General features: G+C 45.4%; 20 protein-coding genes. 9 read left to right on the plus strand and 11 right to left on the minus strand.

Annotated elements, in window-relative coordinates:
• Position 1 precedes the first annotated feature (1 nt).
• The 3 genes from SWP_RS19030 to SWP_RS19040 all read left to right on the plus strand — a co-directional run bounded on the left by SWP_RS19030 (position 2) and on the right by SWP_RS19040 (position 2,892).
• Positions 2-1,045 carry an NADP(H)-dependent aldo-keto reductase gene (locus SWP_RS19030; protein WP_020914255.1) on the plus strand — a complete coding sequence of 348 codons (1,044 nt, stop codon included), beginning with the start codon at positions 2-4 and terminating at the stop codon, positions 1,043-1,045.
• A gap of 69 nt (positions 1,046-1,114) precedes the next feature.
• Positions 1,115-2,326 (plus strand): cysteine desulfurase, encoded by a 1,212-nt coding sequence (locus tag SWP_RS19035; RefSeq protein WP_020914256.1) that lies wholly within the window; start codon positions 1,115-1,117, stop codon positions 2,324-2,326.
• Between the two features lie 110 nt (positions 2,327-2,436).
• Positions 2,437-2,892 carry a SufE family protein gene (locus SWP_RS19040; RefSeq protein WP_020914257.1) on the plus strand — a complete coding sequence of 152 codons (456 nt, stop codon included), beginning with the start codon at positions 2,437-2,439 and terminating at the stop codon, positions 2,890-2,892.
• 59 nt (positions 2,893-2,951) lie between these two features.
• Here the strand turns inward: SWP_RS19040 and SWP_RS19045 are convergent, their stop codons facing one another.
• Positions 2,952-4,883, minus strand: coding sequence for a TRAP transporter permease (locus SWP_RS19045; RefSeq protein WP_020914258.1), 1,932 nt, complete (start codon positions 4,881-4,883; stop codon positions 2,952-2,954).
• Between the two features lie 190 nt (positions 4,884-5,073).
• Complete coding sequence (locus tag SWP_RS19050) at positions 5,074-6,000, minus strand: TAXI family TRAP transporter solute-binding subunit (protein ID WP_020914259.1); 927 nt, start codon at positions 5,998-6,000, stop codon at positions 5,074-5,076.
• A 327-nt stretch (positions 6,001-6,327) separates the two neighbouring features.
• Between SWP_RS19050 and SWP_RS19055 the strand changes: the two genes are divergently transcribed.
• From SWP_RS19055 to SWP_RS19065, 3 genes are all read left to right on the plus strand, one after another.
• A complete protein-coding gene (locus SWP_RS19055; protein WP_020914260.1) occupies positions 6,328-7,482 on the plus strand; it encodes a membrane dipeptidase in 1,155 nt (384 codons plus the stop codon).
• A 61-nt stretch (positions 7,483-7,543) separates the two neighbouring features.
• Positions 7,544-8,113, plus strand: coding sequence for a ribosomal protein S5-alanine N-acetyltransferase (gene rimJ / locus SWP_RS19060; RefSeq protein WP_228371083.1), 570 nt, complete (start codon positions 7,544-7,546; stop codon positions 8,111-8,113).
• A 53-nt stretch (positions 8,114-8,166) separates the two neighbouring features.
• On the plus strand, positions 8,167-9,348 hold the full coding sequence (locus SWP_RS19065) for an AAA family ATPase (RefSeq protein ID WP_020914262.1): 1,182 nt from the start codon (positions 8,167-8,169) through the stop codon (positions 9,346-9,348).
• A 47-nt stretch (positions 9,349-9,395) separates the two neighbouring features.
• Here the strand turns inward: SWP_RS19065 and SWP_RS19070 are convergent, their stop codons facing one another.
• The 6 genes from SWP_RS19070 to norR all read right to left on the minus strand — a co-directional run bounded on the left by SWP_RS19070 (position 9,396) and on the right by norR (position 14,421).
• Positions 9,396-9,770: a PH domain-containing protein gene (locus tag SWP_RS19070; protein WP_044556100.1), complete on the minus strand. Its 375-nt coding sequence runs from the start codon at positions 9,768-9,770 to the stop codon at positions 9,396-9,398.
• 113 nt (positions 9,771-9,883) lie between these two features.
• Positions 9,884-11,830 carry a peptidase U32 family protein gene (locus tag SWP_RS19075; RefSeq protein WP_020914264.1) on the minus strand — a complete coding sequence of 649 codons (1,947 nt, stop codon included), beginning with the start codon at positions 11,828-11,830 and terminating at the stop codon, positions 9,884-9,886.
• A 213-nt stretch (positions 11,831-12,043) separates the two neighbouring features.
• Positions 12,044-12,250: a zinc ribbon domain-containing protein gene (locus tag SWP_RS19080; RefSeq protein ID WP_020914266.1), complete on the minus strand. Its 207-nt coding sequence runs from the start codon at positions 12,248-12,250 to the stop codon at positions 12,044-12,046.
• Between the two features lie 55 nt (positions 12,251-12,305).
• Positions 12,306-12,623: a cupin domain-containing protein gene (locus tag SWP_RS19085; RefSeq protein ID WP_020914267.1), complete on the minus strand. Its 318-nt coding sequence runs from the start codon at positions 12,621-12,623 to the stop codon at positions 12,306-12,308.
• A 30-nt stretch (positions 12,624-12,653) separates the two neighbouring features.
• Positions 12,654-12,815 carry a cupin domain-containing protein gene (locus SWP_RS24265; protein ID WP_187148516.1) on the minus strand — a complete coding sequence of 54 codons (162 nt, stop codon included), beginning with the start codon at positions 12,813-12,815 and terminating at the stop codon, positions 12,654-12,656.
• The gene (gene norR / locus SWP_RS19095; RefSeq protein WP_020914269.1) at positions 12,808-14,421 is read right to left on the minus strand and encodes a nitric oxide reductase transcriptional regulator NorR; all 1,614 of its coding nucleotides are present in this window, start codon (positions 14,419-14,421) and stop codon (positions 12,808-12,810) included. Before norR ends, SWP_RS24265 begins: the two co-directional genes overlap by 8 nt.
• A 230-nt stretch (positions 14,422-14,651) precedes the next feature.
• On the opposite strand from norR, the gene SWP_RS19100 reads away from it, so the two are divergent.
• From SWP_RS19100 to hmpA, 3 genes are all read left to right on the plus strand, one after another.
• Complete coding sequence (locus tag SWP_RS19100; RefSeq protein WP_020914271.1) at positions 14,652-15,008, plus strand: hypothetical protein; 357 nt, start codon at positions 14,652-14,654, stop codon at positions 15,006-15,008.
• Positions 15,009-15,074: 66 nt separating this feature from the next.
• Complete coding sequence (locus SWP_RS19105) at positions 15,075-16,331, plus strand: NnrS family protein (RefSeq protein ID WP_020914272.1); 1,257 nt, start codon at positions 15,075-15,077, stop codon at positions 16,329-16,331.
• Positions 16,332-16,437: 106 nt separating this feature from the next.
• Complete coding sequence (gene hmpA, locus SWP_RS19110; RefSeq protein ID WP_020914273.1) at positions 16,438-17,640, plus strand: NO-inducible flavohemoprotein; 1,203 nt, start codon at positions 16,438-16,440, stop codon at positions 17,638-17,640.
• A 72-nt stretch (positions 17,641-17,712) separates the two neighbouring features.
• On the opposite strand, the gene SWP_RS19115 is transcribed toward hmpA, so the two are convergent.
• The 3 genes from SWP_RS19115 to SWP_RS19125 form a co-directional block, all read right to left on the minus strand.
• Complete coding sequence (locus SWP_RS19115) at positions 17,713-18,384, minus strand: nitroreductase family protein (protein WP_020914274.1); 672 nt, start codon at positions 18,382-18,384, stop codon at positions 17,713-17,715.
• A gap of 104 nt (positions 18,385-18,488) precedes the next feature.
• Positions 18,489-18,881 (minus strand): MAPEG family protein, encoded by a 393-nt coding sequence (locus SWP_RS19120; RefSeq protein WP_020914275.1) that lies wholly within the window; start codon positions 18,879-18,881, stop codon positions 18,489-18,491.
• A gap of 41 nt (positions 18,882-18,922) precedes the next feature.
• Positions 18,923-19,459, minus strand: coding sequence for an SRPBCC family protein (locus SWP_RS19125; RefSeq protein ID WP_020914276.1), 537 nt, complete (start codon positions 19,457-19,459; stop codon positions 18,923-18,925).
• Between the last annotated feature and the right edge of the window lie 95 nt (positions 19,460-19,554).

Genomic DNA, 19,554 nt, shown 5'->3' on the forward strand with positions numbered 1-19,554 from the left:
TATGGAATATAAACGTCTGCCACACTCAAGTTTAGACGTCAGTGAAATTTGTTTAGGCACCATGACTTGGGGCGAGCAAAACAGCCAAGCTGAAGCTTTTGAGCAACTTGATTATGCCATTGGTGAAGGCGTTAACTTCATCGATACCGCTGAAATGTACCCTGTGCCACCAAAAGCTGAAACCCAAGGCGCCACCGAAACCATTCTCGGTAACTACCTTAAGCAGCGCGGTAATCGCGACAACCTCATCATCGCCAGCAAGGTGTCTGGCCCTGGTGGTAAGAGCGACTATATTCGTCCTAATATGGCATTAGACTGGCGTAATATTCATCAGGCCGTCGATTCATCATTAGCGCGTTTGCAACTAGACACCATTGATCTTTACCAGATCCATTGGCCCGATCGTAATACTAACTTCTTTGGCGAGTTGAGCTATACCCAACAAGATGACAACGAACAGCAAACCCCAATTATAGAGACCCTTGAGGCATTAGCGGATCTCGTCACCGCAGGTAAAATCCGTTATATCGGGATCTCAAATGAAACTCCCTGGGGCTTTATGAAGTACCTACAGCTTGCCGAAAAACATGGCTTGCCGAAGATTGTCTCTGTGCAAAACCCTTACAACCTGCTCAACCGCAGCTTTGAAGTCGGTATGGCAGAGATAAGCCATCGCGAAGAGGTACCATTGCTTGCATATTCCCCGCTCGCCTTTGGGGCACTATCGGGTAAGTATCTTAATGATCAATGGCCTGAAGGCGCTAGACTGACTCTGTTTAAACGCTTTGCTCGCTATACAGGATCTGAAATGGCGCTTGAGGCAACAAATGCTTACGTGGCACTGGCTAAAGAGTTCAATATTAGCCCAGCACAAATGGCGTTGGCCTTTGTTAATCAGCAAAAGTTTGTTGGCTCAAATATTATCGGCGCCACCAACCTTGAGCAGCTAAAAGAGAATATCGATAGCATTCATTGCAGTATCTCACCACAGTTGCAGTTGCGTCTTAATGAACTAGCACAGCTATATCGCTTGCCTTGCCCTTAGTAAATAGGCTTGCATTAAAGGCGCAGATCTTACAAGATCTGCGCGCATTCTAATCCACAGGTCAAATTAATGGATCTCTCAACGTTACGGTCTCAGTTCCCTGCGCTTGCCCAGTCTAACGACGGCTACCCGCTGTGCTATTTAGACACCGCCGCCACCAGCCAGAAACCGCAACAAGTGATTGATGCCATGAATCACTACTATCAATTCGATAATGCCAACGTGCATCGCGCTGCGCACCAATTATCAGCCCGAGCAACCACTCAATATGAAGCGGTACGCGACAAGCTTTGCCAGTTGATTTGTGCTGAGCGCCGCGAAGAGATAATTTTTACCCACGGTACCACTGAGTCGATAAATATCGTCGCTAATGGCCTTACCTCGCAGCTCAGGCAAGGCGAGCTGATTTTAATTGATAGTGCAGCCCATCACGCTAATATCGTGCCGTGGCAAGAGCTGGCACAGCGCACTGGCGCAATTGTTAAACCCATTCCTTTAACTGGCGATTGCCGTTTAGATATTACCGCTTTCGATGCGCTATTAACCGAGCGCCCTGCAATTGTCGCGCTAAGTCATGTGTCCAATGTGTTGGGGACCGTGAACCCAGTGGCCGAGCTCGTGGCTAGAGCCAAGCAAGTGGGGGCAATCACCTTAGTCGATGGTGCACAAGCCATCGCCCACATGGATGTTGATGTACAAGCGATAGGGTGTGACTTTTACGTATTCTCAGGCCATAAGATGTATGGACCGACGGGGATCGGTGTGCTCTATGGTCGCTTTGATCCACTAGATAAACTCACCCCGTTAATGACGGGCGGAGAGATGATAAAAACCGTCAGTTTTAGCGGCACTGTATTTAACCAGCTGCCAAACAGGCTAGAAGCTGGCACGCCACCGATTGCAGAGGTTATCGGTTTAGGCGCTGCAATCGATTTCCTTAATGCTTTGCCTAAAACGCCAGTGCGTGAAGCAGAGCAAGCTTTATTGGTTTACTTACAAGATTCACTGCAAGACTTAGGTGATATAGCGCTATACGGCGCTCATAGCGATAATCTTGGTGCCGTCGCCTTTAATCTAGCTGGAGAGCATCATCAAGACGTGGGGATCTTACTTGATCAACAAGGGATCGCGGTTCGCTGCGGCCACCACTGCGCCATGCCTCTGATGCAAATATTACAGCTAAATGGTTGTTGCCGCGCCTCCATTGGCGTTTATACCGATAAAGCCGATATCGACAACTTTATAACCGCAATGAAATCAGTGAAAGAACTGCTGTTATAGCGACTAGATGCTAGGCAGCTCTAATTTAAAAGCTGACGCTTCTAAAAGTCAGATAACACTCTTTACAACTATATTTATAATATCACCATTACATCAATCTTAGGTCGAGTATGAGCCAGTTAATCCAACCTTCAACAGCAGACTTTTTAGCATTAGAGTTCAGCCAATCGACTCAAGCAACGTTAGCGCTGTTTCAACAAGCAAACAACTGGCAAGAACGTTATCGTCATATCATGCTGCTAGGTAAAAACTTATCTAAACTTGCTGATGAATACCGCGTTGAAAGCGCTCAGGTTAGAGGCTGCGAAAGTGATGCTTGGTTGTATCACAGTGAAATAGATGGCAAGCATTACTTCCTCGCAGACAGCGATGCTCGCATAGTTAAAGGGTTAGTCACACTATTGTTGATTGCCTGTAATGGTAAAACAAGTGCAGAAATAAGCGCATTCGATGCCGATGATTACTTTAGTCAGCTTGGCTTACAAGGTCAGCTCAGCCCATCTCGTACTAATGGTTTATTGGCGTTAGTCCAAGCGATTAAAGCAGGTGTTGTTGATACCAAGTAACAAGCTTCATCGGCTAAATCGAGTACCAGCCAAGTCTACACTTGGCTGGTGATAAAATGCTAAACAGCTACCTTTGCTGTGGTTTTCCACTGTTTGACCAACAAACCTAATACAATCAACATGCCCACAAAGCCGATACCAAACGGATTGAACAGCACCAGTGGCACTGCAGCAAAAGCGACAATACGCTCAACGCTTGATAAAGCACGCAGCAGATAACCTTCAATCGCAATTGCTAATGCCAAGATAATCGTGGCAGTTTGCAGTATGGCAAATCCAAATGCCAATACACCGGCCTCTGGATTTAGTAAGTCGGTATAAGCCATCATAATCGGGATCATAAACAGGCCTCCTGCTAACTTAAACGCTTCAACAGAAGATTTCATAGGATTTGCATTTGCCACCCCAGCACCAGCAAATGCCGCCAGTGCAATCGGTGGTGTTACGTTTGATGTTTGCGATAACCAAAATACGATTAGATGCGCTGTTAGTAGCGGCAAACCAAAGTCGCCCAACATCGGCACAGCCATAACAGCCAATACGATATAAGCAGCAGTTACCGGTAGACCCATGCCTAATACTAAAGCGACTATACTGATTAACCCCAAAGCCACCAACATATAACCGCCAGAGAAATCCATCACAAACTGGGTAAACTGCAGCCCTATACCTGTCTGTCCCACCACGCCAACAATAATGCCCGCTGCGCCACAAGCAACAGAGATTGGCAGTGCCATTAGTGCACCATTTTTCATTCCTGAAATAAATTTACTCAAGCCTATACGGCTATGCTTACGCAAAGCTGCGGTAAGTAGTATTGCAGCGCAACCGGCAACACCGACCAATAATGGCGAGTAAGCCATCATCAGCAGTACGGTGATAATCACTAACGGAATAAGATGATGCGCCCCTTGTTTCATCACCGCAATAACAGCCTCTGTGCGACTCGCAGCTTGCAAGTTCAACTTACACGCCATCAAATGCACATACAGTAAGGTACAGAAAAAGTAGAGGATAGCTGGTGCAATCGATGCCAGCATAATGTCGCTATAGGGCACGCCCGTAAACTGCGCCATGACAAAAGCGCCCGCTCCCATAATTGGCGGCATGATCTGCCCACCCGTTGATGCAGCGGCTTCAATGCCTGCGGACTGCTCTGGCGTATAGCCAAGCTTCTTCATCATCGGGATCGTCACCGAACCCGTTGTTACTGTATTGGCGATAGCGGAGCCAGAAATGGAACCTAAACCCGCAGATGCTAAAACCGCAGCTTTGGCTGGTCCACCACGATATTTCCCCGCAATAGAGAACGCCAAATCGATAAAGAACTTGCCTGCACCTGTGACCTCAAGAAAAGCACCAAATAGTACAAAAATGAACACTGTGGTCGCGGCAATCCCCAAGGCGGAGCCAAATACCCCATTAGCAGAGAAGATCTGGAATTGAATAAGCTCCTGCAACGAGTAGGCTTTAGTTGCTAACGCGCCCGGCAACATATCACCAAATGCACTGTAAGCTAAAAATAGCCCGGCAATCATCACCATCACCCAGCCGACAGTTCGGCGACACCCTTCCAATAATAACAACAGCAGGGCGCATCCTGCCGCTAAGTCGATATTGCCTAAGCCATACAATAAGTGGTCAATATCGTTGTAGTCGAAGATCAGCATCCGATATCCGGCAAAAACGGTCAGTCCACACAACAGCAGATCGGTTACACGACCGAGCATGTAGCCTTTGCTATATCGATTGCTTATCAACGGGTAATGTAAAAATATCAACACTAACACCCAACATAGGTGCACTGGACGAAAGTAGGTCGCCGAAATTGTTGAAGTGATCCCCTGCCATATTTGAAAGGATGACAGCGCCACCGCAATAGCAAGAATCACATAGCCGAGATATTTAACAGTCGATTCATGGGGAAGTGGCGTTACAACAGGTGCATGTGTCGTCGCATCCGTATCACTGTTTTGTTGAAGAGGGCTCATAGCATGTCCTCAAATTGTCTACTCTCAAATGCTCCGTGACTCATGTTCAATCGGTGATAGATTACGGGCATTTGAGATATAAGCTAGATAAAATAAAGGCAACCCAAAGCTGCCTTTATTGATGATTTACACCGCAGTTTATTAACTGCTAATGATCGTCGACTTCAAGAATCGCTTACTGAAAAGTAAACTATTTAGCCAACGAGTCTAAGTACTTTTGCGCACCAGGGTGCAATGGCACACCTTCTAACCGACCTGCATTATCAGGGGTTGTCGCCTCAGCCACTTTCACCACTTTTTGCACTTCAGTCATATTTTCAAAGGCTGCTTTGGTAAGGTTAAACGCCATCTCATCACTCATCTTAGCGCTCACCACAATCACATTCCATACACTTAATGTCGCAACCGCGCCCACGTTGTTATAAACATCGGCAGGTATGGTATAGCTGCTATAAGCTGGGTGTTGCTTGATAAATGCCGCACTCTCCGCAGCTGAGACAGGAATAATATTAACTTTATGCGTCAGTGCAACTTGAGTCACTGCGCCAACGCCTTGGCCACCCACAATAAAGCCGGCATCAATCTGACCGTTAGCTAATGCGTTTGTGGTCTCAGAGTAGTTAAGATATACCGCTTTAATATCTTTTTTTACGTCAATACCGATAGATTCAAGCAGTGCAGCCGAGGTCACCGCAGTGCCACTCGCTGGCGCACCCAGCGAAATGCGCTTACCTTTAAGATCGGCCAAAGAGCTAATGCCAGAGTTCTCTAGGCTGATAGCATGAACTAAGTTTGGGTATAGCGCGAATAAAGTATTGACCGGCATTGCACTTCTGAATTTACCCTCCCCCTTATAAGCATCAAGGACCACATTGCCCATCGCGATGCCCGCAATCATGTCACCACGAACCACTTTAATCGTGTTCTCCACTGACGCTGCCGTCACTTCCGCTTTTACATTCACTTCAGGGACCTTATCAGACCAAACCTTGGCTAAGGCGCCACCAAAAGGATAATAGATCCCACTTTGGCCACCCGTGCCAATCGAATAATTATCGGCCTGAGCCGACGCTGGCAAGACCAATAGTAGTGCAAGCATTAACACACGATGCAACATAGCTTTCCCCTCAAATTTCATTTATTTTTATATTAGGCTTTAATTTAAAAGCTTTTAATTATTAACGATTTCACTTCAATTTGGCCTCGATACTCACTGAAGAGTTAACCATTGTCAAGCCGTCGAATAGTCGAACAAACCCACCAAACAAGCCAAAAACTCGCGGTGAAGTATGCCGTAATAGTTGTTTAGAACGCCTCATATAAGGCTGATGAAAAGCAATAATCCACAATCCGCTAGATCCATTTTGAACTCATAAAGACATATAGGCTAATATGGCAAGCATAACGATAAGTGTCGCTAATCTAATGAAGACAAAGGACAAATATGCAAAACCTAATTAATAGACGTCAACTGATTAAAGGGATTACCGCTGGTACAATCTTGAGCCAACTCGGTTCTCTGCCCGCGCTAGCCAGTAACGAACGGCGCCTATTTGTTGATGGCCTTTGCTTTCTTCCTGATGATTTGGCAGACCTAAGCAGCTCCAAAATTGATGCTTATCTTTGTGACATATCTGCCATTGAAGCTATTAAACAGCCCGATGGCACCACTAACTATAAGCGTACTTATAAAGCTTGCATCAAGAGCATTGCAGAGGCAAACAGCCGAGTTGAGGCTAATAAGGATAAGTTGATCCTTGGCCTAAATAGCTCAGATATCAAACGGGCAAAGCAGACCGATCGCACCGCTGTGTTTTTTCAAATCCAAGGCGCTGATTGCGTTGAGGAGAGTATTGATAACAACTTAAACCAAGTCGATGAATTTCATGCTAAAGGTCTACGCGCCCTGCAGCTTACTCACCATTACGGTAACCAATTTAGCGGCGGGGCATTGGATAACGATGCCAGTGGCGGCTTAAATCTACCGTTAACCAAAGCGGGTGAAGCGCTCATTCATAAACTCAATCAAAGCAATATTTTGGTTGATGTTAGCCATTCAAGCCCGCAAGCGGCTTTAGATACCGCAAGAACAAGCAACTCACCGATAGTGCAAAGCCATGGCGCAGTGCGGGCTATTGTTAATCATGCTCGGTGCAGCCCAGATGAAGTGATAAAGGCCATCGCCGACACAGGCGGCTTGTTTGGGGTATTTATGATGAGCTTTTGGCTTACTAACGATAAAGTACCGACAACAGACCACTATATAAACCATTTGAAGCATGTCGCTAAAGTGGCTGGGATTGATGCCGTCGCTATTGCCAATGATTACCCCCTTAGAGGCCAGAAAAATCTACTAAAACTTAATAACAACAACGCTGAAGGGGTTAAGCAGTATCTTGATTGGTGGCATAGCCTACGAGAGAAAAATGTACTCGGTTACGATGTTGAACCTGTGCATGTGGTGATCCCTGAACTGAACCATATCGATCGCATGGAGCGTATCGACTTGGCGCTCGGTAAGGCAGGCTTTACGAGTAACGACCGCGATAAGATCATGGGACAAAACTGGCAAAGAGTGCTTAATGAGGTGTTAGTATAATTGCGACCTCTTAGTTAACAACGGTATTAAAATCGAAGCCACTATCATTGGAAATATAGTCATGAATAGCCCTGTAAGCATAACTATGCCTATCATTGAAACTGAGAGAAGTATGATGCTGCTTTTGGCGCCAGAAAAGGCCCAGCTAATGCTTGACTACTATTTAGAAAACCGAATGCACCTCAACCCTTGGGAACCACAAAGAGACAGTGGTTTTTATCGCTTAGAGCATTGGCAGCAGCAACTAACAGACAATCGTCGCCTGTTTGCAATAGGCTCTGCTTTAAAGCTAGTTGTGCTCAATAAAAATGCTAGTGAAGTCATCGGGGTCTGCAACTTTACCAATATCCAAAGGGGTATTTTTCAAGCTTGTAATCTGGGTTACTCGGTTGCAGCCAAATATCAAGGTCAAGGTTATATGCGCGAAATTCTGCAAGCAGCGCTGGCCTATGTGTTTGATGAGCTAAATTTACATCGGGTGATGGCGAATTATATGACAAGCAATCAGCGCAGTGCTGCATTGCTCAAACAATTAGGGTTTAAACAAGAAGGGTTGGCGAAATCCTATTTAAAAATAGCCGGGATCTGGCAAGATCACGTGCTAACAGCCAAAATCAACCCAGCCCATTAACTCCACAGAGAGCCCAAAGAACAACTCTGAGCTCAAGGAGCATTCACAACAATATGCTAACCGCACTTGCCATTAACAACTATCGCTCTTTACGCGATATCACCATACCACTAGCGCAACTCAATCTGGTGACAGGCGCTAATGGCAGTGGTAAATCCAATCTTTACAAAGCGCTAAGGCTGCTGGCGCAAACAGCCCAAGGTGGCGTGGTGAATGCGCTTGCGCTAGAAGGCGGCTTAGATTCCAGTTTTTGGGCTGGCCCTGAAACACTATCGCGCGCAATGCTCGCCGGTGAAGTCCCCGTTGAGGCAACCGTTAGGCAAGAGGTAAAGCGGTTAAAGCTTGGTTTTTCCAGCGACGAATTCAGTTATTTAATTGAGCTTGGTTTACCTAAGCCCGACTCCACTACGCTATTCGGTTTAGATCCACAAATTAAGCGTGAGGCTATTTGGGTTGGTAATGCCTACCGTCCATCCACTGTGCTGGTTGAGCGTCGCTCAGCCTTAGTAAAAAGTCGTACTGGCAAGGATAAACCTGCTGGCTGGCAAACCTTAAATGTGCATATGCAACATAGCGATAGTATCTTTACTGAGCTTGCGGATCCTGAGCGAAGCCCTGAAGTGATCCGCCTGCGCGATAACATTCGCGCTTGGCGTTTTTACGATCACTTCCGCAGTGACAATGACGCTCCCGCCCGTAAACCGCAGCTTGGCACGCGCACACCAGTGTTACACCATGACGGCAGAGACTTAGCCTCAGCGATTCAAACCATTTTTGAAGTGGGTGATAGAGACGCATTCGATACCGCGTTAAGTGACGCGTTTCCCGGCGCTCATGTCATTATCGAGTATGAATCCAATGGCATGTTGAGCCTCAAATTTCATCAACAAGGTTTGTTAAGACCGCTGAATGCGGCAGAGCTATCAGACGGGACCTTGCGTTATTTGCTATTAGTTGCCGCACTGCTCACCCCGCGCCCTCCAGAATTGATGGTACTTAATGAGCCTGAAACCAGTTTGCACCCCGATCTTCTGCCCGCCCTTTCTCGCTTAATCATTAAAGCCTCAGAGCGCTGTCAGTTGTGGATCGTTTCTCATGCTAACCGTCTAATTAACTCACTGAATCAGTTTGAAGATTGCAATTTGATAGAGCTGGATAAGCAGCTCGGGCAAACCGAGATGATTGGACAAGATATATTGAGTAAGCCAAGTTGGCGCTGGAACAACCGCAGCTAAATGTGCTGCGGCCATTGGCTGAGTAGCAAGTGGGCTAAGATCGAGACTTACAGTGAAAAGTTAGCTATGGTTTTCTGAATGCCAACCACATCAGTACCACGCTTAAGCTCTTTGATTAATGGATCTTTTTGGCCTGAGATCCATAACTTTAGCTCAGCGTCCATATCAAACGTGCCGGCAGTTTCCACCTCAAAATGGGTGATGGCTTTATAAGGTATCGAATGATAGCTGGTTTTCTTACCTGTCATGCCTTGCTTATCAATCAGGATCAGGCGCTTGTTGGTAAACACAAACATATCGCGTACCACTTTATAGGCTAAATGTAAGCCCTCATTTTCCGCCATAATAGGGCTAAGCTCCTCGGTGAGTTCTTTAAGGTTGACCTCAGAGGCGTTACCCATCAATGAATCCAATAATCCCATGCTATTTTCCTTAATATTTTATGTTGAGAACTGCTAGTCCCTAGAAGCTCAAGCTTGTCTGATTAACTTACCTGAGATATAAAAAAATCGCCATAAGGCGATTCTTTTACTGTTTACACTTTCTGCGAACTGGGCACTTGCCTGTTTTCGGCAACCACCAGCATTTCGCATTTAGGGCAATCGAAAACCAGCTTTAATACATCTTTGCCTATCTCTAACACCATGGGATCGGCTTTAATCCCTGGCACCTCTTTCGGGCACAAATTAAAGTTAAAGCGCAGGCAGTGCTTAGTGACCATTAATGGTACATCTTCAGTAACACCGTTTTTCTCATAGGTGTCTTGAATATCGATAACCCCATGGCGTTGGTAAAACGCTTTCGCTTTATCATTGGCTACGTTACCTAAGTAGCTTAAGTGCTTCATTGGGTATACCGCATCACGATTATATTCCCACGCTTTAGGCCGTTGATAATCATTGACTCGTGCCAACTCTAATGCTGCCACTGTGTCACGTCGTAAGCCATTTAGTACGGAGGTAGGAATAAACCACGCCTGTGCTGTTTCAATGTTAATCTGTTGAGCATTAAAGTCGGTACTACCCAGCTTACCCAGCTGTTTACGTAAGCCTTTTAGTGCCTTTTCAACATCTGTGGCCGGCGTTTTTTCGCAAACTAAAGACTGTGTTGCAGTGTGACCGTAGACATCGGTCATGGTCAATGACACCCCCTCATCACTATCACTAAGGGTAATATCAACACCAATAATCCGTTTAGCCGACTCTTTGGATAATACTGCTTCAAAGGCCTGATTATGATTGCGGTAAATAGTCATACCGACCTGCAGTTCTTTAGGCATACGGGCAACAAAGAGTTTTAAGCCGTCAGCTCGATTGACTCGCAACCCTTTTAACTTGTCGTCAGACTGTTTAGCTTCGGCGTAGTTACTTGGGAAAAAGCATAGGCCATCACCATTGTTGAACGTATGTTCCGAGGCGACTTCAATAAAATCTTTGCCTATGCGCTTAACGGTTGCGACCTCTTCACCAATATATTTTGGTGAACGAAAGTCGTTCATCCCCTGGCTACGTTCATGGACAAAATAATCGGTTTTGCCACGGTTGAAAGTTTTCTCTGGATCAGGCGTAAAGGTATGTTCGCAACGACCATGGGATGATGCACTAAACTCCGGACGCTTAGCGATAATCTTGTCTAACTCTTGGCGATAATGAGCAGTCACATTTTTTACGTAGCTGAGATCTTTAAGGCGGCCTTCAATTTTAAATGAGCGTACACCGGCATCAATTAACGCTTCCAAGTTATCCGTTTGGTTATTATCTTTAAGCGACAGTAGATGTTCGTTCTGCGCCAAAACTTCACCCTGACGGGTTTTCAGATCGCCAGGAAGGCGGCAAAGTTGTGAACATTCACCGCGGTTTGCACTGCGGTTACTGAAAGAGTGACTTAAATTACACAGGCCACTGTAGGCAACACATAGCGCACCATGAATAAAGAACTCAATTTGCATGTTGGTTTTGGCAGCAACATCTCGGATCTGGCTCAAGCCAAGTTCACGCGCGAGTACCACTTGAGAGAAACCAACTTGCTCTAAAAATGCCACTTTTTCAGGATTTCGGTTATCCATCTGCGTACTGGCATGCAGTGCAATCGGTGGCAAGTCGAGCTGTAAAATCCCCATATCTTGCACAATTAATGCATCCGCTCCGGCTTCATACACTTGCCAGATGAGCTTTTGCGCAGCATCTAGCTCCTGTTCATCCATCAAAATGGTGTTAATCGCCACAAACACTTGTGCGTGATATTGATGAGCGAAGCGACAAAGCCGAGCGATATCTTCAACGCTATTACCTGCAGTGGCGCGCGCACCAAATGCAGGACCACCGATATATACAGCATCGGCACCATGGCGAATAGCTTCAATACCAAAGTCTGCATTTTTAGCCGGCGCTAACAACTCAAGACGATTAGAATTGGTTTCTAGAGGCGCCAAAGGCTCACCAGCAGGCTTTTCATTAGGTCTGAAGATGCCAACATTGCTCATAAAAAAATCACTCAAAAAGGAAAAGACTATTATTTTGGGCGAAGATTATAGCAAAATCTCACATTTGGCGTTAGCTAATATACTCAGCAATACTAGCCATTAATGAAGAACATCAACGGCTAGTCAGTAACAATCGAGAAGAGTTACTTGCTTGGAGGAAGTTAAGCGACTGATTACTTGTTCATTAATCCAGCAGCGCTAGTAAGGGTTCGCTTAAGTAAACAGATCGAAGGCGTTACCTAAGGCGGAAGATTTTCCTTTATAAAATTCGGTATAGCTGCAGTTACTACAAGTCACTGCGTAATAACGCTTGTTCTGCATATCAAAAATACGTGACCAAAAGCCGCCTGACACACGAATTTCACCGGTTTCAAACTCTCTATTGTTACACTTAATACATGTCCATTTATCATGTTGCATAGTGACGATCTTCCTTGTTGATTTACTATCTATAACGGCTAATAACGACTTAAAACTAGTAATGCACCGCTAACCAAATTGTCTCTGCTTGCTCGCATGTCCAAGCGACTCGATGCTTTACATGGGAGTCAATATTGACATAGTCGCCTTGCTTTAAGAGCAGCATTTCGCCAGTTTCAAACTCTAATTTAGCCGCGCCCTGCATCACCATCACCCATTCGCTGCGTTCCTGATCATACCACTGCCCAGCGGGAGTCACGTGGGCTTTAGAGGTAATACGCTCGACTAAAACGCCATCTGTACTTACGATTGGCTCAAACTGCTCTCGCGTAAGATCTTTAGCCAAGTTACCAAAAATATTAGCTTTATCCACTTATTTATCCTTTGCTTCAGCCTTAGCAACTCATTGAATAATGAGCTTGATCGTATCGATTTGCCCAGCGGGAGTCACGTGGGCTTTAGAGGTAATACGCTCGACTAAAACGCCATCTGTATTTACGATTGGCTCAAACTGCTCTCGCGTAAGATCTTTAGCCAAGTTACCAAAAATATTAGCTTTATCCATTGCCCAGCCCACCATCATTGTTATCAATAACGATACTCTTGCTCACACGTATACCCAAACGTTTTGCCAAACGATTTAAGTTAGCACGATCCATCTGCAGCGCTTTAGCGGTTGCAGACCAGTTACCATGATACTGAGTCATGGTTTGCAAAATACGTTGCCGCTGAAAGTCATCAGTCTGCTGCTTAAGGTTTCCCTGTGCTAACACCTCGATTTCCAGTGCTGAGTCTTCAGCTTTATTCTTGCTATCATCACCTTGAGGGTTAGTCGATAACAATAGAGCTAAATGGGTGAGTCCAATACGCACTATCGCTGCAGTGCTCTCACTTCTCGCTCGCAACGCAGCTCGGCTAATAACGTGCTCGAGCTCACGTACATTACCGGGCCAGTCATATTGGTTTAGCATTTTTATCGCGCTAGCGTTTAGGGTCAACTGACTCATGCCAAGCTTACGCCGCGTTAATTCAATAAAGTAGCCACTAAGCAAACTGATGTCGCCTTCACGCTGCCTTAATGGCGGGACAATAACGGGATACACACTCAGACGGTGATACAGATCGGCGCGAAAACGCCCCTGCTCTACCTCGACTTTTAATTGTCTATTGGTTGCAGCAAGAATACGCACGTCGACATACTCTACATCGTCTTTACCGACAACTTGGATCTCTTGATTCTGCAGCGCCCTAAGTAACTTACTCTGTACCGCTAATGGCAACTCGCCAATTTCATCTAAAAATATGGTGCCGCCGCTGGCTAGGCTGAACTTACCGGTTCGATTTCGATCCGCACCTGTAAATGCACCTTTGACGTGACCAAATAGCTCACTCTCAATTAGGCTTTCAGGTAGCGCGGCACAGTTAACATACACCAAAGGCCCTTCACTTCGGCTAGATTGGCGATGTAGAGTTCTTGCCACCAGCTCCTTGCCGACGCCAGTTTCTCCCTCGATTAAAATAGAAAAATTAGAGGCGGCAACCATCTCGATTTCACGTTTGAGTTTAACCATGATCTCGCTGTTACCGATTAGCTCGCCACCGTCTTTAACTAATGCTTCGTGGGTCAGCTCAGCAACAACCTGCTGATTATGTTTAGAAAGCAGTTCAAGCTGCTGCAATAATATCGCTGTGTTTAAGGTGGCTGCTGACATAGCAGCAATAATGTCTAGTGTACGCTTAGGGATCTCATCAAATACATTGGGGACCATACTGTCTAAAGTCAAAATACCGATCAGCTTGTCATCTGACAATAATGGTAACCCCATACAAGCATGCACAGGGAGGTCACCTTCATGGGAAAGCAGTAGGCCATCATAAGGATCCGCTAGCTTGCTGTCAGCTGCAAAACGAACCGGTGTTTGCGATGAAGATATCAGCTCGAATCTTGGATGAGCTGCGATTTCAAATCGACGTCCTAAAGTTTCTTTAGTCAGACCTTGTAGTGCTAGCGGCTTCAAATACTCACCTTGCACATGCAGCAGCACTACAGCGTCGCAATTAACAGTATGACGCACCGTATTAAGCAAGCGCTCAAACCTGTCATGATTTGTCAGGCTGTTGGTGAGATCTAGCGCGAGTTGCACCAAAGCAGCAGAAGATATTTCACTCACAAGTATAGTAAACCTAATCGTCTAAAACTGGCTTTAGCTTATCATGCTAGCCACTATCCATCAAAAGCACTCCAATGAGTCATAATGACTACAAAGCAGCGTAGTCATTATGACTACAATCATTCAATTAAACGGCTGAATGCTAGTAATTATCACTAGCGTGAATATTGGCACGGTTATCGCAATACACTAGTTCAAGCACACTGTAGCAGAGCAAATGGAGCAAACTCATGATAGCCACACAATCAATGCCCTACTCTCACGAAAATTTAGTCGACGAGCTAACTAAAAAACAGAACATTCAGCTTGCTGCGACATCAACAGCCAAGCAACGTACGTTAGTGCAACTTGGGGCAGCATCGAATCGATTTTATTCACATGCACTGATTGGCGGCAACAGCACCATGTTGATTGCGATCATTGGCTTACTCTTGTGCATTTTAGTTGGTTATTCCTATGCTGATAGCTTTTCATTGTGGGCACAAGTCGCCAGCCACATCGGTTTGATACTGTTTGCGACAGCAGTAAAAATTGGCTACGTGATGCGCTGCATAGGACTCGATGGCATGGGGCACTTACAGTTGTAGCAAGGCCCTAGGAAAGAATTTTGATCGCAATTACCGTTTACGACTACCATTTGGACAACAATACTGATGCAAACGATTAGCTCTGCCAAGACCAAGCAAATACTCTCAGCCAGCGGTGAAGTAGAGGCTGTAGTAATAAAACCTGATTCATTGTTGAGCAAGATCAGCGATATGCCTATATGGGAGCTTGCTTTCAGACCTTGGTTTTTAGCTGCCACGTTATCATCTGTGCTAAGCATTGCAGCTTGGCTACTCTTTTTACATGGTCAGCTACCTAGCTTAGCAACAACGGGTCTAAGCCCTGTTGTTTGGCATATTCATGAAATGTTATTTGGTTTTGCAGCGACGATTGCGGTTGGCTTTTTGCTCACAGCCGCCCAGACCTGGACTAACCGCCGCAGCATAAACGGTTTACCATTAATAGCGCTTACACTAATCTGGCTAGCGGTACGTGGCTTACTCTGGTCGAATGACCCCAAATTACAGCTAGCAGCGGTTGCACTGCAGGCATCTTGGTGGCTTATCTCGATTGGTTATTTAGCCAGTATGGTGATTAAAGCTAAAAGCAGTCGCAACTATCAATTCATTCCATTATTAACAGCAATGATGTCATTCAATATTGGCTTTTTACTGGCTGATATAAATGGCTATACCGAGTTGGCGATGCACCTTTCTCGCTGTGCTATTTTACTGTTTTGCTTGTTAGTCGGCATCATTGGTGGCCGCGTCATTCCATTTTTCACCGGCAGAGGCGCTGAAAATGCCAAGGTAAAACCAACACCGCAACTCGATAAATGGTTACCTTGGGTTTCTCTACTCGGACTGGCCGTCTTTTTCACTGGCTACTTCATCGAACTCCCTTTTACACCAGCAACACTGTTGATGCTAGCAGGTGCCATGCATCTGTTACGCTTACTTAACTGGAACAGCCTAGCCACAATAAAAGTACCGCTGCTGTGGTCACTGCACGGTTCATACTTAGCCTTAGGACTGGGCTTGATTGCGCTCGGGGCTAGCTATCATATTGACGCGTTACGTTTTGCTGATGCGCTGCACTTAATCACGGTGGGCACCTTAGGTGCGATGATCCTCGCGATGATCGCGCGCGTCTCATTAGGTCATACAGGTCGGCCACTCAAGCCTCACTTTTCAATCAATATCGCTTTTATGCTTATTCTTGCAGGTGCTTTGGCACGAGTAATATTACCGTTAGCTCAGCAGCCTATTTTGGCTTGGGATATCAGTGCTACTTGCTGGGTAGCCGCCTTCAGTTTATTCATCTGGCACTACAGCTTAATACTTGTGCGCCCAAGGCCGAGCTAAACAAGATCTATATCGTCGATATCAAAACAAATTAATAAGAACACAATTAGAAATTACACCCTAACAGTGCCGCTTTCCGGTACAAAAATTGATTAAGGATATTTAGATGTTATCTGAAAAACATATCAGCATAGTTAAGAGCACCATTCCATTATTAGAGTCTGCTGGTACTGCCATCACCGAACACTTTTATAAACGTATGTTTAGCCAGAATCCAGAGCTAAAACATATCTTCAACTTAAGCCACCAGCACTCTGGCGGCCAGCCTGCTGCACTTTTCAATGCTGTTGCAGCCTATGCTAAAAACATTGATAACTTGGGCGCATTAACTGGCGCCGTTGAGCGCATTGCCCATAAACACACCAGCTTTAATATTCAGCCAGAGCATTATCCAATCGTAGGTCATCACCTACTTGAAACCTTAAGAGAATTAGCACCAGATGCTTTTACTCCTGAAGTCGAAGAAGCTTGGGGTGCTGCTTACGGTGTACTCGCTGGGATCTTTATCGAGCGCGAAGGTGCCCTTTACCATAGAAGTGCCAATGAAACTGGCGGCTGGCAAGGCGCACGACAATTTACTATTACCGATAAAACGAAAGAATCAGAGCTGGTAACAAGCTTTGTGTTAACTCCTGTTGATGGCCAAGCTGTTATTGACTTTGAACCCGGCCAGTACCTTGGGATCTGTGTAGAGCCCGCTGAACATGAATATCGTGAAATGCGTCAGTACTCACTATCGGATAAACCTAATGGCAAGCAGTACCGCATATCAGTTAAGCGTGAAGCACAAGCAACACCTGGTGTAGTGTCGAACTATCTGCATGATCACATGAATGTTGGTGACAGCCTTGATGTCTATCCACCCGCTGGAGACTTTCATTACGAGGAGCGTGAAGCCCCTGTAGTACTCATTTCTGCAGGTGTAGGGGTGACTCCGATGCAATCTATGCTGGAGATGTTGGCGGCTAAGTCTTTCGCTAAGCCAGTATTCTATCTACATGCTTGCGAAGGCGTAGAACAGCACTCATTTAACCAACGTGTTGAAACGCTAGGGCTAAGTTTAGATTTACAGCATCACACATGGTACCGCGATATTGCTCATTCAAATGAAGTTGCAGATGTTAGCAACATTCACCAAGGCTTTATGAACTTTGCCACATTGAGAGATGCTCTTCCGATCGACAGTGGTGATTATTACCTATGTGGCCCCGTCGCCTTTATGCAGTTTGCCAAGCAGCAGCTGATAGAGTTAGGAGTAGATAGCTGCCGTATTCACTATGAAGTCTTTGGTCCACATGCTTCGCTATAAGTGCTAGCCTATCAAGCCATAAAGGAGCATACCGTCGACTGACGCTATGCTCCTTTTTAATATTCTTAGCTTTTAGATAAAATCGCAGATCTCTGCCAGCGGCTTCTTTTGTAATGCATGTTCAGGAACCGTCGCATCTTCACTTGGATAACCTGCGATAATCAACATATAAGGCCGCTCATTGGCACTGTCTCTGCCGCAGACTTTACTAAGAAAAGACATAGGCTTAGGCGTATGAGTAAGCGTTCCTAGCCCTGCATTGTGCAATGCTTGGATCAAAAAACCAGTCGCAATACCAACCGATTCATGTACATAATAATTGGTTTTCTGCTCGCCTTCCTCTTCACTGCGTTTCTTACTGAAAATAGCAATTAACCAAGGAGCATGCTCAAGGTAGGGTTTACTGGCATTAGTGCCTAATGGCTTAAGCGCATCGAGCCACTCCTCTCCGGCACGCCCAGCATAAAAAGCTTGCTCTAACGCTTCAGCCTCATGGCGGATCTGAGCCTTAACCTCAGAGCTATTGATAGCAACAAAGTGCCAAGGCTGATGATTAGCACCATTGGGGGCTGTTCCCGCGGCCAAAATGCATTTTTCAATTAGCGCTTGTGGAACGGCTCTATCTGAGAACTTACGAATCGAGTGGCGACGCTTTATGTCTTGATAGTGTTGCTCAGCTCTCTCAAGCATTTCATGCTCGGGGTACTCGATAAAATCCGTTAATGGATGATGCTCTTCCGACATTTCTACCTACCTTCATCGCAGCGCTTTGGCCACTGCTTATTATAGTTAACCGTGCAAATTTACTGTTCACTTGTTAGCAAAGCGGCAGTAATGCAATTTACTTCTTATGCCATGCTCGCGAGAAGTATCATAAAGATACAGCTCAACAAACCCAATATAACGATCGCTGATCGGGCCTTAGCATAGTTTCCAATATACAGAAATGGGTGAACTAACCGAGTCAACACAAAAATAATGGATGCAAACGCACTTAATTCTGCATTAGCGCCAGCTAAATGCGCAATCAACACCGTAGCAGTAAACAACCCTAAAGCCTCCCAAGCATTTTGCTGTGCTGGTAGCACTCTAATAGCATTACCGGTGAGTAACTTGAACTGCTCTCTCGGGTTTTCGCTATCAATATACCCAAGCTGAGTCTTTTTATAATAGCCACCAAGCCCCGCGAGCAAGTACGGCAGTAAAGCGACTATGCCTAAACACCATAATGGTATCGTCATAACATTCTCCAACTAAAGTTATCTATCGATATTAATATGAGTTACTGAGCTTCAAGCTCTTGTTTCAATTGCACTAACCCCTGATTAAGATCGTTGCCAATCATGGTTTCAAAATCAAGAAACAGAAACATTAGATTCATTGGGTAATCTAAATGGCCATCAAAACCCCACTGCACCCGAGTTTGGTTAGTACCTACGGCTTCTGTGCTCATAAAAGCGGGGTCGGTTGACTCAAAAGGCGAAAAGAATCGCAACTCGAAATCAATACGCTTGCCTTCGTCAATACGCATGATCTCCTGCTCACCGATTCCAACATCCTCCAACTGGCTTTCCCATCGAGATACAAAACCTACGGTTCCATCTGTACCGCGATAGCTTTTAACCATATCAGGATCCATCTGTGCCCAGACGCTGAAGTTATCCTGATTCTTTAAATACTTCACATAATCAAACACTTCAGCCACAGGTTTATCGATGGTGATATTAGTCACTACCGAATACTCTTTCTGTACGAATAGCGCGATAATAAAGGGCAGCGCGATGAGTATCAGTACCGCTATTGAGAATTTTTTTAGCATTTTTTTACTCTCTAATAAGTGATTAAGGGCTATTGAACTTGCAAGCCTAGTTTTGGCCTAAAAATTATCTTAACCAATAAAGAGTATACAAATAA

Origin of the sequence: Shewanella piezotolerans WP3 (genome assembly GCF_000014885.1) — a bacterium.
In the GTDB taxonomy this organism is placed as follows: Bacteria; Pseudomonadota; Gammaproteobacteria; order Enterobacterales; family Shewanellaceae; genus Shewanella; species Shewanella piezotolerans.